We start from the raw sequence: 13,448 nt of genomic DNA, 5'->3' as shown, positions 1-13,448 counted from the left end.
TTGCAGAAAACACTGGCACGTTGCATGGCCCTGGATGTGTTTCGCGGATTGACAGTGGCTTTGATGGTTATTGTCAACAGTCCTGGAAACCAAACGGCTTATCCCTGGCTTGAGCATTCACCCTGGCATGGGTGTACCCTGGCGGATCTGGTTTTTCCGTTTTTTATTCTGATGGTGGGGACGTCCTCTGTATTCAGCTTGTCTCAGGCCCTGTCACGTGGTCTTACTGTCAGGCAATTGCTGCCAAAAATAATTAAACGCACGGCCATGCTGTTTTTAATCGGTCTGCTGCTGAACGCCTTTCCTCATTTTGATTGGCCTAATCTGCGCGTTTATGGCGTATTGCAGCGTATCGCCCTGTGTTATTTGGCTGCTTCCCTGTTGTATTTAACCTGTACAGTAAGAACTCAGGCTTTCCTCGCTGCCGCCTTATTGCTGGGGTATTGGCTTCTTCTTTGTTTTATTCCTGTGCCTGACCAGGGTTTCATTACCTTAAGCCTTAAAGGAAACTGGGTAGGATATATTGACCGTGTGTTATGGGCTCCCGGTCATTTATATACCGGCCCTTTTGATCCGGAAGGTTTGCTGAGCACTCTTCCTGCAATCGCCACGGCCCTGATAGGGAATTTATTAGGCGTAAGGCTGCTTGACGAATCACGCCCTGATCACAAAGCCCGCCTTATCCTGATCATCGGCTTGGGTTTAATGTTTGTCGGGGCGCTCTGGGGCCATTTTTTTCCCATTAACAAGGCGTTATGGACAAGCTCCTACGTGGCGTGGACGGGTGGTATGGCCTTACTCCTTTTCAGCGGTTGTTACTGGCTTATGGATGTCAAAGGCTTAAGGGGTTGGGGACAACCTCTCGTGGTGTTGGGTACTCAGGCGCTGGCGGTTTATGTTCTCCACGTCCTGTTTCTAAAACTCCAGGCCATGATGAAATGGACTCTGGCTGACGGGACGGTGGTGAGTGCAAAACTGATGATCACCCGAACGTTGTTTAGCTGGGCGAACGAAGAAAATGCCTCTTTGTTCTATGCCTTGCTTTACTGCGCCTTATGGTGGGCCGTGGCCTTTATAAGACAGAAAAACAGGGCATCAGGCGGGGTCCTGCGTGTGACTCCGGGCGAGCCGTAATTATTTTTTATTAATGACCAGTGTTAACCCGTGTCGGTAAGCCTGGCAGGCACCTGCCGGATCATTTAATTCCTGCAGCAATTGCCCCAACTCGTTATAAGCCTGGGGGGTGGGTTCCAGCTCCAGACTCTTTTCAAAATAGGTGCGGGCTTTCCCCCATAAATGATTGTGTGTGCTTAATCGGCCGAGGCAAAGCAACAGCTCCGGGGAATCCGGGTATTTTTTTAACAGGGATTCCGCGAAGGTGAGTTGGGATTCGCTGACTTTCAATTGCCCATACAGATCAATCAGAAGCGGACTGTATTGTTTACGCAGGGCTTGTCTTAAAATGGATTCTGCCTGCGTTTCCTGCCCCTGTTTGGCTAAGTAGCGGCTATATTCAGCCATCAGTTCAGGATCATAAGTCAAGGCTCTGGGCAGGTTGTTTACCAACTGGGTCAGGGCGTCGCTTTGACCGGCTTTTGCCAGATCGCACAGGGCCTGCAGATAAGTCTGATGCTGTAAATTGTCATAGTCGGCACCAGTGACCACACGGTATTTTTTCAATTCCGGCAAAAGCGCAATCAATTGCGGCCAATCCCTCACTTCCCGGTAAAGATGGATTAACAGCTTTAAAACATAGGGGTGTTTAGGCGCTAAATCCTGAAGATGCCTTAACGTGGCCAAGGCCTGTTCCCATTGTTTGTTGGCCAACTGCAATTGGGCCTGGGTTAGTTCAACGGCAATTTTAGCTTCAGGCATGGATTGCTGGGCCTCACGTAAATAATCATCGCGCAGTTGATTGTCGCCCATTTCCTGCGCCGCACGTGCGGCAGTCAGGTAATTCAGTAAAGGGGTTTCCGCATTGGGAAGGGCCTTTATCAGGTTATTGCGGGCCTCTGACCAATAGCCCTCACTGAATTCAATCAAGCCCCGCCGGGTCTGTTCCTGTGCATGCTGGGTACGCCGTTTATGCCGCCAGGCTTTGTAGGCGCGGGGAGTTCGGCTTAGACGGGCGCCTAAAAGAAGCAGGTAATGAAGCAGAAAAAAGCCAAGCAGCGCTAAGATTATCGCTACCCACAGGGTGGTTTCCACTGTCCAGTGATTAATGGCAATCAGCAGATAGCCCGGGTCGTGGCTTAATTGAATGCCCAGCCAGACGGAGGCTAAGAGGACAATGAAAATGAAAAAGAGCCGTATCATCATCAGTTATCCTTTTGAGTGGAAGCCGGTTGCTCGGCAGAAGGGGTGGCTGCCGTGTTGCTTTCAATCAATTGATTCAAAAGCGGCAGGGATTGGCCGATCACCGGGCGGGCAGGATTTAATGCCGTTTGTTTTAAGGTATGCAGTTCGTTGAGCAACGATTGAGTGGCCGGCGCCTTTTTTTCAAAGGTGCGGTTGATGTCTTTCAAGGCCTGGGCCAGTGATTGTTGATAAACCTGCTCGTTATTCTGCAGCAGTGCCCACTGGGCTTCCTGCAGATTCATACGGATGCTTTCCCTGAGCAAGGCCTGATGGAGCGGTGAAAGAATGGGTTTGATGTCGTCTGTCTGATGGCGGACCACGACCAGTTTTTCCAGGAGGTTCAGGCTTTCCCTAAGCCTTTCCCGCCAGGCGGAAGGCGTGCCTTTTTGCGCGGCAGGCAGCGCATTGGACGAGGGACTGCTGATACTTTGCTTAATCGGCAACTTGGAAACGAGGCTTTGCGCCGCATCGAGCTGGCTCATTAATCCAGCAATATCCAGGGTGGGAGAGGATTTCACTTCGGCAATTTCTTTGGCAATGGCCTGGCGGATCTCATAGATGCGCTGATCAGACAGGGTTTTCAGCAATTCATCGGCCTGTTGCAAAAGAGCCGCGGTGGTTTCCTGATTGTCTGTCCAATGCGCGTTGATTTGCGCCAGTTCAAGATAATAGCGCGCCTTAAGCAAGACCCAATCCTGCTTTTGGTAGAGCCGCTGTGCCATGGCGGTGTTGACGTGGTTGTTTAACTCAGTCAGGCGCTCCTGCAACCGGGTTTGCGCGCTTTTAACCTGTTGCTGTAACTGGCTCAGTTGCTGCACATGACGTTGCTGCTCCTGGCTGATGTTTTCAAATGCAGTCTGAAGATTCTGCTTGTCTTCATTGAACTGGCGGGACTCTGAAAGGGCATACCAGGCTAACATCAGTGACAGGACCGCGACCCCCAGGGCGGCCAGAGAGAGCGGCGACCAGTGTGAACGACGAGACTCGCTTTTTGCTTCAGGACGCTCAGGCATTGCTTCGGAAGGCAAAGAGGGATGAGCGTCATCACGGTGTTTAGTCATGGGCAAGTCCTTGTTGAATTTGATTGAATATCCATTATCGCGTGAAGTGACGGACGATAATTGTTCCTATAAGAAACAGGAAGTTATAACCTGTTCTTAGTATAATATCCAAGGTGCCATTGCGCCACGCCGATTATGCAAATTTTTACGTAAGATGAAGGGTACATCCTGTCGCGGCTCAGGCTTGACATTGAACGGGCGGTAGTCAATTCTTGCTGTTACAGTCAGTCTGAAGGGATGCGGATGGGCAATTTCAAAAAGGCGGTGACCTATCTTGATCATTCAATGCAGCGCAGCCTGTCGCATGCTGCACACCAGCTCGTTGCTGTAGGGATACTTGCTTTTGCAGGGTTTCCTTTATTCTACTGGATTTGGACAGACTGGTTTCCGCAACCCTATGAAAATTTAAGCTTAAGGCTTGTTGCAAGCCTGCTGGGTTTAGGTCTGGCCTTAACGCCGTACTGGCCTTTGCGATTAAAGCCGTACCTGCCCTGGTACTGGTTCATAACCATTCTTTATGCGTTGCCTTTTTTTTATTCCTACTTCTTTTTAATGAGTCATGCCAGCGTGATATCGGCCATGTCGCTTTTATGCAGTGTGTTTCTTCTGGTGTTGCTCGTTGATGTGCCCACGATGATTATTCTGCTGGTGCTGGGCTGGGGATTGGCACTGCTTTGCCATTACCTGTCAGCGCCCGTGGTCTATTTTGGCGAAGAACATGTCGAGATGCTGCTGGTGGTGAGCTTTGTCATTATTGTGGGTTCAACGGTAAACTACAAAACGGCCATGCTGCAACAGCAGCGTTTAGACGGGATGGCAGCGGCTGCCGGAATGATTGCGCATGAACTGCGAACGCCGCTGCTCGGCATTAAAAGCGGGGCTGTCGCCATGGCACGGTATTCGCCGCAACTTGTTCAAGCCTATCATTTAGCCAGTGAAAACGGGTTGCTCAACAACGCCATCAGGCCCAACCGATTGCAACAATTAGCCGGTATCCATGAGCGCATCGTCAGTGAAATTGATTATGCCAATACCATCATTGACATGCTGCTGGTCAAAGCTGGCCGTGAAAATTCGCTGCAAAACTGTACGCTGGAGGCCTGCTCTATTGCGGATTGCCTTGAGCAAGCCCTGGAGCGTTATCCTTTTAAAAGCAATGAAGAACGTCAGCTCATCAGCTGGCATGGTAATTTTAACTTTTATGGTTCAAGGCTGTTAATGCAGCATGTGTTATTTAATCTTATTAAGAATGCTTTGTATGCCATCGCCACGGTGCAGAAAGGGGATGTGGTGATCTGGGCTGAGCAAGGGGAAAAGTGCAATTTCCTTTATTTCAGGGATTCCGCAAAAGGCATGTCTGAACAACAATTGGCTCGGTTGTTTAATCATTTTTATACCACCACGTTTATGGGGACGGGTCTTGGATTGTCTTTTTGCAAACTGGTTATGCAGCGTTTTGGGGGGGATATTCAATGTGAATCGCAAGAAGGGGTCTATACTCAGTTCTTATTGACATTCCCCAAGTACGACTGATTTTTATTTGGCAAAAAGATTAGCCTATGTTATTTTTTATAAACACGTTGTAAGGCCTGATCATTCAGGTGACACGGACATCACCTGTTCCGCAGTAAATACCATTTTGTCAGCGCTTATAACTGGTATTGTTATTGGAACGCTTGCTCAGGAGGAGCTATGCAACATTATTCAATTCCCACCTGTTATTTTCCAAGTACTGCCCTGTTTGTTGACGACAGCCGCGATTTTTTGCTGAATTTCGTGCTGCAATTGGATGAAGGATTGGCTTATCGCATGTTCGATTCACCGTTTGATGCACTGGATTGCATTCACAGAAAACGGGGTGAATCCGAGATGCTGAGCCAGCGCTGCTTAAGCGAATACACGGAAGCTAAACATTGTCCGCTGACCAATCAAACCATTAATTTGAATCTGGCAGCCATTCACGCGGAAATTTATAATCCCCGACGGTTCGCGGAAATTTCCGTGGTGGTCGTGGATTATGCCATGCCCGGCATGGATGGCATTGAATTTTGCCGCCGCATTGCCGACACCAACATTAAAAAAATACTGCTCACGGGTAAGGCGGATGAAAAAGTAGCCATTGAGGCCTTCAATGAAGGATTGATCCATCGTTACATTCAGAAAAGTGATCCGCTGGCAGCCGAATTGATCACCAAGAGTATTTATGAACTGCAATGGCAGTATTTTCAGGCGATGTCGGAAATGATTGTGCGCATGCTGTCAGTGACTTCGCCCAGTTGCCTTTATGATAAACATTTTGCCGAATTTTTTAAGCAATTGCGCGAAGAAAAAGGCATTGTCGAATATTACCTCGCGGATAATTCCGGCAGTTTCCTGTTGCTGGATGACGATGCCCGTGTGAGCTTCCTGATTGTAAAAAACCAATCGGATTTACGTTTGCACTATGATCTGGCACGTGACAACGGAGTGGATGGGCCGGTCCTTGAGCAACTGTTAAGCGGGGAAAAAATTCCCTGCCTCTGGCAGGCCAACAGTTTAAATTCAAACTGGGAGAATAATCTCGTGCCTGCCTACCCACTCAAGGGCGAGGACACCTATTATTACGCCTATGTTCAAGGCACGGCATTGTTTGATGTCAAGGAAGACAGGATACTGTCTTATCATCGTCACCTCGAGGAGGTGGATGCTGAGGAATTGCTGTTGCTTTAATACTGATTCCCGGTGTGCCTTGACGCTGGAAATGCGCCGGGCTTACCGGTATCATTTTGATTAATTTATTTTATGAGGTACACGCCATGCGCTTTGGCATTTTTATTTTGCTCATAGCCTTATCATCAGGTATCTATGCGGTGGATGATTTTGACAAGCAGCAGATTATTAACCGCATCAAACCAGTAGGCAGCGTGCGTGTCCAGAAAGAAGAGCAGGCGCAAACGCCATCCACGCAGCCCGTGCAGACCGCTGCGGTAGAAAAAAAGGAACCGGGTCAGGCGGTTTATGATCAGTATTGCAGCGTCTGCCATCGTGACGGTGTGGCCGGGGCGCCCAAATTTCGTGTCGAAGCCGAATGGAAAGCACGGATCGCCGCTCGAAAAGATATTAATGGTCTGACAGCCTCCGCGATCAAAGGCATCAATGCCATGCCGCCGAAAGGAACCTGTGTGGATTGCAGTGATGAGGACATCAAAAACGCGATTTTATACATGTTGCCTCAATCATGAATTATTCGTTTTACCGTTACTGGCAATTGTTCCTGGTGTTTGTAACCCTGTTTGTGCTGGCAGCCTCCTTCTATTTTCAACTGGTCAAGGACTTAACGCCCTGTCCGCTTTGCCTGATGCAGCGTTTCAGTGTCATGGCCTTATTGGCTTTCACCATGATGTCCTGGTTTTGGGGAGTAAGTCGTGGAGGAAAATACATCGCGGGATTGATCATTGCCTTTGCGGCAGCAGGGTTTTATTTTGCAGCGCGCCAGATCTGGCTGCAATCCCTGCCGCCGGAACAAACCCCGGCTTGCCTGCCGGGTCTGGATGTCTTAATCCGCTATTTTCCCTGGCAGGATGTGGTGCATGCCCTGTTCTTAGGCGCTGGGGATTGTGCCGAAATCACCTGGACCTGGTTGGGATTGTCCATGCCGGCCTGGTCTGCACTTTATTTTCTTGGCATGATCGCCGCCGGAGTAATCAACTGGCTGGTGTTGAGCAAACGCTAGAGTTTCTGGTCAAGTGGCGCGCAGTTGGCTATTATGGCTTATTTGCAACAGGCATTAACCAATCATGAGTTCATTTCACTGCGAAGTCCTGCACGCTTATCCCCATAATAAAGCCCGGGTGACCCGCGTTAAAACAGCCCATGGCGAATTCATCACGCCCGTATTCATGCCGGTAGGCACCCGTGCCGGGGTAAATAATATGATGCCGGACGAATTAACAGAGGCCGGCAGCCAAATCATATTGGGCGGCAACACCTACCACATGCTTTGCGCACCCGGAATGACAGTGATTGAAAAGGCGGGTGGCATGCACCCCTTCATGAATTGGCATGGGCCGATGTTGACCGATAGCGGCGGTTTTCAGGTATTCAGCCTCTCACGAAACAAGGAGATTTGTACGATTGATGAAGAGGGGGCGCATTTTAAATTACCTGATGGCGACCGGGTTATTCACATGACTCCGGAAATGTCGCTTGAAACCCAGAAAATCATTGGTGCCGATATCATCATGGCTTTTGATCAATGCACGCCCGATGCCTTAAGCAGAGAAGAAGCTCAGCACATCATGACGCGTACTCACCGCTGGCTGAAACAATCCATTGCCTACCATCAGGAACATCCCGATTCACGCTACGGTTATTCCCAGGCTTTGTTTGGCATTATCCAGGGCGGCATTTACGAGGATTTACGCCGCGAGAGTGCAGCGTTTGTCAGCTCGGTTACGACTGACGGCGTGGCAATTGGCGGCGAAACCGTTGGTTTTGACATGGAAAAAACGGTGGAAATCATCCGCTGGGTCCATGCGTTTCTCCCCGAAAACAAACCGCGTTATACCATGGGAGTCGGCATGTCGCCTCAGGATTTACTCGATGTTGTCAAAGAGGGCGTTGACATGTTTGATTGTGTGGCCCCTACCCGCAATGCCCGCCATGGGGCCTTGTATTGCGGCGAAGTGATTAAAGAAGGGCATTGGCTTAAGTTTGACAGTCCTCATGAAAATCAACGGATCCAGATAAAAAAGGCGCAATATGCCAAGGACGATAGCCCAATCATGCCGGGATGCCAATGCTACACCTGCCGACATTATTCACGGGCTTTTCTGCACCATCTGTTCAAACAGAAAGCCACGTTATTTACCGCCTTGGCGAGTATTCATAATATTCATGTCATGCACGATGTTTGTGCTAAAATGCGTGATTTGATTTTATCGTCGTCCAATGACGAGCGTCATGTTTAACTGAAGAGGAGTAAGAATGGTCATTATTTCAACGTCAATGGGCGATATCCATGTCGAACTGGATAAGGAAAATACCCCGGTTACCGCCGATAATTTTCTGGAGTATGTCCGCAGCGGGTTCTATAACGATACCCTGTTTCATCGCGTGATTGATAAATTCATGATCCAGGGTGGTGGATTGACCGCGGACATGGAGCAGAAAAAAGGCAATGCGCCGATCAAAAACGAAGCAAAGAATGCCAAGCCCAACAAACGCGGGACGATTGCCATGGCAAGAACCATGGATCCGCATTCCGCTACCTCCCAATTCTTCATCAATGTGGTGGATAATGCCTTCCTGAATTTTACCGGGGAGCACCCGCAAGGCTATGGTTACTGCGTATTTGGCGAAGTGGTTGAGGGTATGGATGTGGTCGATGCCATCGTCAAAGTCAAAACAGGCCAGCGCATGGGGCATGGCGATGTACCGCTTGAAGACGTGGTCATTCGCGAGGTCCGCGAAGCCTGATGCAGGAAGGCAATAAACACCCCGTTTATTGCCTTCGCCGTTTACTTAAACTGGCAGAATAATCGAATTTTGGCATTTCAATATGAAAGAAAATGGCCACTAATCGAGTGATAAAGATGGCTGCCATGGTGATTAAAATGGTCAGATGGTTGCTGACTTGAAAATGCTCAAGGGTAATGTACAGTACAGCGCCAGCCAGTGCGATGACGGCATAAAGTTCCTTACGAAGTACCAGGGGAATGTCATTGCACAGAATGTCGCGTAACATCCCGCCGCTGATGCCGGTCAACATGCCGCTGATGACGGCAATGCTCGGGGTTAACCCATTGGCCAGTGCCTTTTGTGTGCCAATGATCACAAAAGTAGAGAGGCCTAAGGCATCAAGAATTAAAAAGACTTTCATGATACGGGCTAATGAGCTGGCAATAAAAATGGTCAGAAAGGCAAAAAGACAGGTGTATAACAGGTATTCCGGATGGGCGACCCAGGTAATTGGATGCGTATTAAACAACATGTCTCGAACAGTGCCGCCACCCAGTGCAGTGATGCAGGCTATCACCATCACGCCAAAGAAGTCCATTTTTTTGCGCCCGGCAGCAATGGCGCCGGTCATGGCCTCAACACAAATCCCGAGAATGAATAACAAATGCAGTAACATGATGAGCGCTGTTCGTAAAAAAGACAATGATAGCATTTATTGCCAAACTGACAAACCAGGCTGCATACGCTAATCTAAATACATAAACCGCGTGATGATGGAGAGAGAGAATGAGTGATAATCCAGCTGTTCAAATTCAGAATGTGGATAAAGAGACCCACGATAATATCATGCGTCTTAATCAAAAATTAAAAGGCCTTCAGGTTGAAATTGAAGCCAAAATGGAGGCGTTGGCGATGGAGCCTGCCAATTCACAAACAAACGAACGACGCCAACGCCTGCAAACCCTGGCGGAAGAGGTGCAAAAGGCCATTGATGCGATCAAAACCTTAGTCAGCATGACCACTGGTCCTGATCAATACGGATTTAGCGGCGATGATCTCCACTCCTTCAGCAACATGCTCAAAGACAGCGTCGATCAACTGGCCAAGATCAGAGAAAACTTCTAGTCGGTCGACGCGGCTAAAACAGGCTGTGAGGGTTTTCATCGATTGCCTGCATTTCCATCATGGTTTCCAAACCCAGTTCAATGGCAGCAGTCACGGCGTGGCTGGTTGCCTCCTTGTTATCGGAAAAGGAAGCCCTGTCATCGCCAATGATGGCAAGAATGGCGCCGGCCAAAATGGTTTGATCTGGACTTTGGGGGTGCAATTGCCGGTTGCGTGCAGACAATAACGACGACAAGGTAAATAGCTGGGCACATTCCATTTCAGTAGCCAACACCCCGGCCTGGCGTATCCCATCCATGTAATGGCGGTTTTCTTCTGTCAGGCTTAAATTAAATTCCCGTGCAAACAGCGAGCTTTTGGAATGCACCAGACCAAAATGGGCTTTACTGGAAACCGTCTTTTTTTTAATTGCCCGACCTGCGGCGACTTGAAATTCCAGAGAAGCCACGGCCGGGTATTCACGATAAATATAGTCCCAGGAGGCTTTGTCATCACGAACGGCGCCGGTAGCGATGACCAGATCGCCAACATTGACCCGTTCAGCCTGGAGGGAGGCGGCAGTGCCGATTCGTAATAATCGTCGGGCGCCCAAAGCGATCAGTTCATTAATGATAATGTCGGCGCTCGGGCCCCCCATCCCGGTGGAAATGGCACCTGCGTCAATCATGCCGTTTTGGCCTGGCAGGGTGCCTAGATAAAAGTTATGCTGGCGAGGGTGGCGTTTGACAACAGCCTGGGTAAATCGCTCGCTGATCTGTTGCGCTCTCTCATCAGAACCGGTCAGAAAAAGGTAGCGTCCCTTTCCGCCGTTGCCAAGAAGGTCATCCATCGTGGCATTCATGTGCTGGGGTTTAACTTCGCTCATGCGGGATCCTCGTTCATGACGTCTCCTCAACGGAGGCAAGTTTCATACCATGTGGCCACTCATATGTTATATAATGAACACTTCGACAGTATTAGTCACACATTAACGCAGGCAGGTCAGCTATGGGACTCTCCAAGAACGAAAAACAGCCCCTTGATTTTCAAGTCTTGCAGGAGAAAGCTGTAAAATGGATGGATGAAAAAACCAAACTGGCTCCCAGTGCATTAGAAAAATACAGGAAAAAAATAGGTGATTTTTTTAGTTTGCCGGTTAATGAACAGTTGGAATTGATCAGTGATTTATCGGCGATTAAACATTTACCCAAAGCAATAAAAAACCTGACGGACCACTATCCCTATTTTCAGACTATGCCTAACGATGCCCTGAAAGTCATTAGCTCTTACTTTGAAAAAGAGAAGGATATCAGCGCCTTCATTGCGACTCATAAACGATTCCGTACCTTACTCCAGCCAGCGAGACTCGATGATCTGTTACTACTGAATGTTGTCAATGGAAACCAGAAAAAGGTAGAGGCCATCGTAGCCATGCATCCTGAATTACTGTTAGTACCGAGTACAGTCACGGATTATTCGTTGCGAACCTTCAAACAGATTACTCCCTATGAATACGCCTACTGGGCAAAGGACACTCACATGCGTCGTCTGCTTGAGAAGTATATGGATGCCGATACGGCCGCTGAGATACTTACGCGTTGTGAGGACATGGATAAGAATGGGGTGAGCTACATGCAAAACGGAGTGGAGGTGAAAGGCTCTGTTCATTTTGATTTCACCCCGCTTAAAACAGCAATGAAAGAATATATCGACATCAGACTTCACACTCATAATCCGGATGCACTACAGCAAATCTGGTTAAAGGTCGGTATCGCGCAATACGACGCACCCGTCCATGTAGCCAATGAATATTGCCGGACTGATCAGTCGTTTCATTCGTCCAACTTTGTTCACAAGGAGCTGCCTAGAAAACTCTCCCTTTTCAAGCATGGAACGGGCAAAAATAATCCTTGTTTTTATTCCAGTGAACTGGGGACTCAATTTGCTTACCTGCGTGCAATGAGCCACCAGGTTGAGACGCTGCAACACCCTCATGGCGATTGGGTCGCGATTGATCTTGCTGCGATTGAGCGTCTGGATAAGGTGAGAACCGGGGAGCTCGCTGAGTCGCTGGAAACCCTGCGCTCCCTATCGCAAAAGAAGCCAACCAACTCAGGCTGACATGGAGTGCGCTATTAATTTATGCCATACTCGAACGTGTAAGCTTGGCATCTTTAGCGACCATTATTGCGCTTGTACTATAAGGATAGGGTATGAAAAATAAAATTCTTGGTTTTGCCTTATTGACTGTCGCGGCAGGGTATGTCATTCCCACGATGGCTAATCATGACAGTGAACAATTGTCGAAACAGGGGTTGCAGAAAGTCATTGACAATTATTTGGTTCACAAAGGGAAAATCGAAGACGTCACGGGTATTGCTGCTGCCGTTTTTTTGCCTGAGAAAAAAGGTGCTGACAAAGGCTCTGTTTATAGTTTTTATGCTGGCGTCAGTGGCCGTTCACCCTACAACAAGCCGATCAATTCAAGCAGCCTGTTTGAGATTGGCAGCATAACCAAGTCGTTTGTGGCCGCGATTATTTTACAACTGGAGGGCGAGGGTCGATTATCGATTAAGGATCCAGTGGGCAAATGGTTGCCGCAATACCCTCACTGGAAGGACGTCACCATCGAACAGTTGCTGAATATGACCAGCGGTATCCCTAATTACACCGCGAGTGAAGAATTTGGAAAGAAAGAAGACGAGTCTGATTTTAAAGTGCAATGGACTGATGCGGAACTGTTGAATTATGCTTCCCCCGCCAAGCCGCTGCCGCCTCCGCCAAAGAATCGCTTCGATTATTCCAACTCCAATTATATTCTCGCGGCCCTGATTATTGAAACGGTCACCGGCAATTCATTTGCACAGGAATTGCAGGAGCGGATTATCAAGCCGCATCACCTGCAAAACACGTTTTACCCTGCTGGTGCGGAAGGTGAGAAAGTGCATGAGCAAATCATGCCGCGCATGGCGCATGGCTATGTCTACGATACCGATAAAAAAGCGCTGGTGGATATTACTGAAAATAATTTATCCTGGGCAGGCGGCGCAGGCGCCATCATTGCCGACATGCCGGATGTGGTTCACTGGGTGCAACTCCTCTATCATGGCAAATTGTTTCGTCCTGAACACCGTGAAAAAGCCTTGCAGGAATTAAAATCGGTTGTCTCCATGGAAACGGGAAGCCCCATCGACACGGTCACTGCCGATGATCCGCGAGGCTTTGGGCTGGGTGTGGGTTATTATTACGATAAATCAACAAAAAACCGTTTCTGGGTATACGAAGGGAGTACTTTGGGCTATCGCGTGATGTACGTCTGGAGTGAATGCAATAACATCGCGGTGGCTGTGGCGCTTAACAGCAAGGCCGGGGAAGGCAATCCCGACTCGAAAAAAGGGGATGGCATTCCCGATTTAACCCTAGAACTCTACCAAAATGTCATCGCAACCCATCCCTCCTATGCCTGTACGAATTGATCGCGTCAAG

Annotated in this window: 14 protein-coding genes; 10 read left to right on the top strand and 4 right to left on the bottom strand. The window is 48.8% G+C overall.

Annotation, left to right across the window (positions count from 1 at the left end; genetic code table 11):
* Entirely contained in the window at positions 1-1,134 is a 1,134-nt protein-coding gene (locus Lrub_RS01710; RefSeq protein WP_133134153.1) for an acyltransferase family protein, read from the top strand.
* Here the strand turns inward: Lrub_RS01710 and Lrub_RS01705 are convergent, their stop codons facing one another.
* Positions 1,135-2,316: a heme biosynthesis HemY N-terminal domain-containing protein gene (locus Lrub_RS01705; RefSeq protein ID WP_058530505.1), complete on the bottom strand. Its 1,182-nt coding sequence runs from the start codon at positions 2,314-2,316 to the stop codon at positions 1,135-1,137. It abuts the gene before it with no gap.
* 2 nt (positions 2,317-2,318) lie between these two features.
* Complete coding sequence (locus tag Lrub_RS01700) at positions 2,319-3,419, bottom strand: uroporphyrinogen-III C-methyltransferase (protein WP_058530469.1); 1,101 nt, start codon at positions 3,417-3,419, stop codon at positions 2,319-2,321.
* A gap of 243 nt (positions 3,420-3,662) precedes the next feature.
* On the opposite strand from Lrub_RS01700, the gene Lrub_RS01695 reads away from it, so the two are divergent.
* From Lrub_RS01695 to Lrub_RS01670, 6 genes are all read left to right on the top strand, one after another.
* Entirely contained in the window at positions 3,663-4,952 is a 1,290-nt protein-coding gene (locus Lrub_RS01695) for a sensor histidine kinase (RefSeq protein WP_058530468.1), read from the top strand.
* A gap of 159 nt (positions 4,953-5,111) precedes the next feature.
* A complete protein-coding gene (locus Lrub_RS01690) occupies positions 5,112-6,128 on the top strand; it encodes a response regulator (protein WP_058530467.1) in 1,017 nt (338 codons plus the stop codon).
* Between the two features lie 86 nt (positions 6,129-6,214).
* Positions 6,215-6,640, top strand: a complete 426-nt coding sequence (locus Lrub_RS01685; RefSeq protein ID WP_058530504.1) for a c-type cytochrome — start codon at positions 6,215-6,217, stop codon at positions 6,638-6,640.
* Positions 6,637-7,131: a disulfide bond formation protein B gene (locus Lrub_RS01680; RefSeq protein ID WP_058530466.1), complete on the top strand. Its 495-nt coding sequence runs from the start codon at positions 6,637-6,639 to the stop codon at positions 7,129-7,131. Before Lrub_RS01685 ends, Lrub_RS01680 begins: the two co-directional genes overlap by 4 nt.
* 64 nt (positions 7,132-7,195) lie before the next feature.
* Positions 7,196-8,368, top strand: coding sequence for a tRNA guanosine(34) transglycosylase Tgt (tgt, locus tag Lrub_RS01675; protein WP_058530465.1), 1,173 nt, complete (start codon positions 7,196-7,198; stop codon positions 8,366-8,368).
* A gap of 16 nt (positions 8,369-8,384) precedes the next feature.
* Positions 8,385-8,876 (top strand): peptidylprolyl isomerase, encoded by a 492-nt coding sequence (locus Lrub_RS01670; protein WP_058530464.1) that lies wholly within the window; start codon positions 8,385-8,387, stop codon positions 8,874-8,876.
* Positions 8,877-8,901: 25 nt separating this feature from the next.
* On the opposite strand, the gene Lrub_RS01665 is transcribed toward Lrub_RS01670, so the two are convergent.
* A complete protein-coding gene (locus Lrub_RS01665; RefSeq protein ID WP_058530463.1) occupies positions 8,902-9,534 on the bottom strand; it encodes a trimeric intracellular cation channel family protein in 633 nt (210 codons plus the stop codon).
* A 110-nt stretch (positions 9,535-9,644) separates the two neighbouring features.
* On the opposite strand from Lrub_RS01665, the gene Lrub_RS01660 reads away from it, so the two are divergent.
* Complete coding sequence (locus tag Lrub_RS01660; protein WP_058530462.1) at positions 9,645-9,983, top strand: hypothetical protein; 339 nt, start codon at positions 9,645-9,647, stop codon at positions 9,981-9,983.
* Between the two features lie 13 nt (positions 9,984-9,996).
* Here Lrub_RS01660 and Lrub_RS01655 read toward each other — a convergent pair whose 3' ends face one another.
* Positions 9,997-10,848: a nucleoside phosphorylase gene (locus Lrub_RS01655; protein ID WP_058530461.1), complete on the bottom strand. Its 852-nt coding sequence runs from the start codon at positions 10,846-10,848 to the stop codon at positions 9,997-9,999.
* Positions 10,849-10,970: 122 nt separating this feature from the next.
* Here Lrub_RS01655 and Lrub_RS01650 point away from each other — a divergent pair, with 122 nt between their 5' ends.
* Both Lrub_RS01650 and Lrub_RS01645 read left to right on the top strand, forming a co-directional pair.
* Positions 10,971-12,083: a hypothetical protein gene (locus Lrub_RS01650; protein ID WP_058530460.1), complete on the top strand. Its 1,113-nt coding sequence runs from the start codon at positions 10,971-10,973 to the stop codon at positions 12,081-12,083.
* 92 nt (positions 12,084-12,175) lie between these two features.
* Positions 12,176-13,438 (top strand): serine hydrolase domain-containing protein, encoded by a 1,263-nt coding sequence (locus Lrub_RS01645; RefSeq protein WP_058530459.1) that lies wholly within the window; start codon positions 12,176-12,178, stop codon positions 13,436-13,438.
* The last annotated feature ends 10 nt before the right edge of the window (positions 13,439-13,448 follow it).

Origin of the sequence: Legionella rubrilucens (assembly GCF_001468125.1) — a bacterium.
Classification (GTDB): Bacteria; Pseudomonadota; Gammaproteobacteria; order Legionellales; family Legionellaceae; genus Legionella_C; species Legionella_C rubrilucens.
This window is presented reverse-complemented; position numbering and strand designations above follow the sequence as displayed.

What these genes read in the sequence shown, in the direction of transcription:
- tgt (WP_058530465.1), top strand. Translation starts at nt 7,196, where the DNA reads ATGAGTTCATTTCACTGCGAAGTCCTGCACGCTTATCCCCATAATAAA.
- Lrub_RS01705 (WP_058530505.1), bottom strand. Translation starts at nt 2,316, where the DNA reads ATGATACGGCTCTTTTTCATTTTCATTGTCCTCTTAGCCTCCGTCTGG.
- Lrub_RS01645 (WP_058530459.1), top strand. Translation starts at nt 12,176, where the DNA reads ATGAAAAATAAAATTCTTGGTTTTGCCTTATTGACTGTCGCGGCAGGG.
- Lrub_RS01655 (WP_058530461.1), bottom strand. Translation starts at nt 10,848, where the DNA reads ATGAGCGAAGTTAAACCCCAGCACATGAATGCCACGATGGATGACCTT.
- Lrub_RS01660 (WP_058530462.1), top strand. Translation starts at nt 9,645, where the DNA reads ATGAGTGATAATCCAGCTGTTCAAATTCAGAATGTGGATAAAGAGACC.
- Lrub_RS01680 (WP_058530466.1), top strand. Translation starts at nt 6,637, where the DNA reads ATGAATTATTCGTTTTACCGTTACTGGCAATTGTTCCTGGTGTTTGTA.
- Lrub_RS01700 (WP_058530469.1), bottom strand. Translation starts at nt 3,419, where the DNA reads ATGACTAAACACCGTGATGACGCTCATCCCTCTTTGCCTTCCGAAGCA.
- Lrub_RS01650 (WP_058530460.1), top strand. Translation starts at nt 10,971, where the DNA reads ATGGGACTCTCCAAGAACGAAAAACAGCCCCTTGATTTTCAAGTCTTG.
- Lrub_RS01690 (WP_058530467.1), top strand. Translation starts at nt 5,112, where the DNA reads ATGCAACATTATTCAATTCCCACCTGTTATTTTCCAAGTACTGCCCTG.
- Lrub_RS01665 (WP_058530463.1), bottom strand. Translation starts at nt 9,534, where the DNA reads ATGTTACTGCATTTGTTATTCATTCTCGGGATTTGTGTTGAGGCCATG.
- Lrub_RS01685 (WP_058530504.1), top strand. Translation starts at nt 6,215, where the DNA reads ATGCGCTTTGGCATTTTTATTTTGCTCATAGCCTTATCATCAGGTATC.
- Lrub_RS01670 (WP_058530464.1), top strand. Translation starts at nt 8,385, where the DNA reads ATGGTCATTATTTCAACGTCAATGGGCGATATCCATGTCGAACTGGAT.
- Lrub_RS01695 (WP_058530468.1), top strand. Translation starts at nt 3,663, where the DNA reads ATGGGCAATTTCAAAAAGGCGGTGACCTATCTTGATCATTCAATGCAG.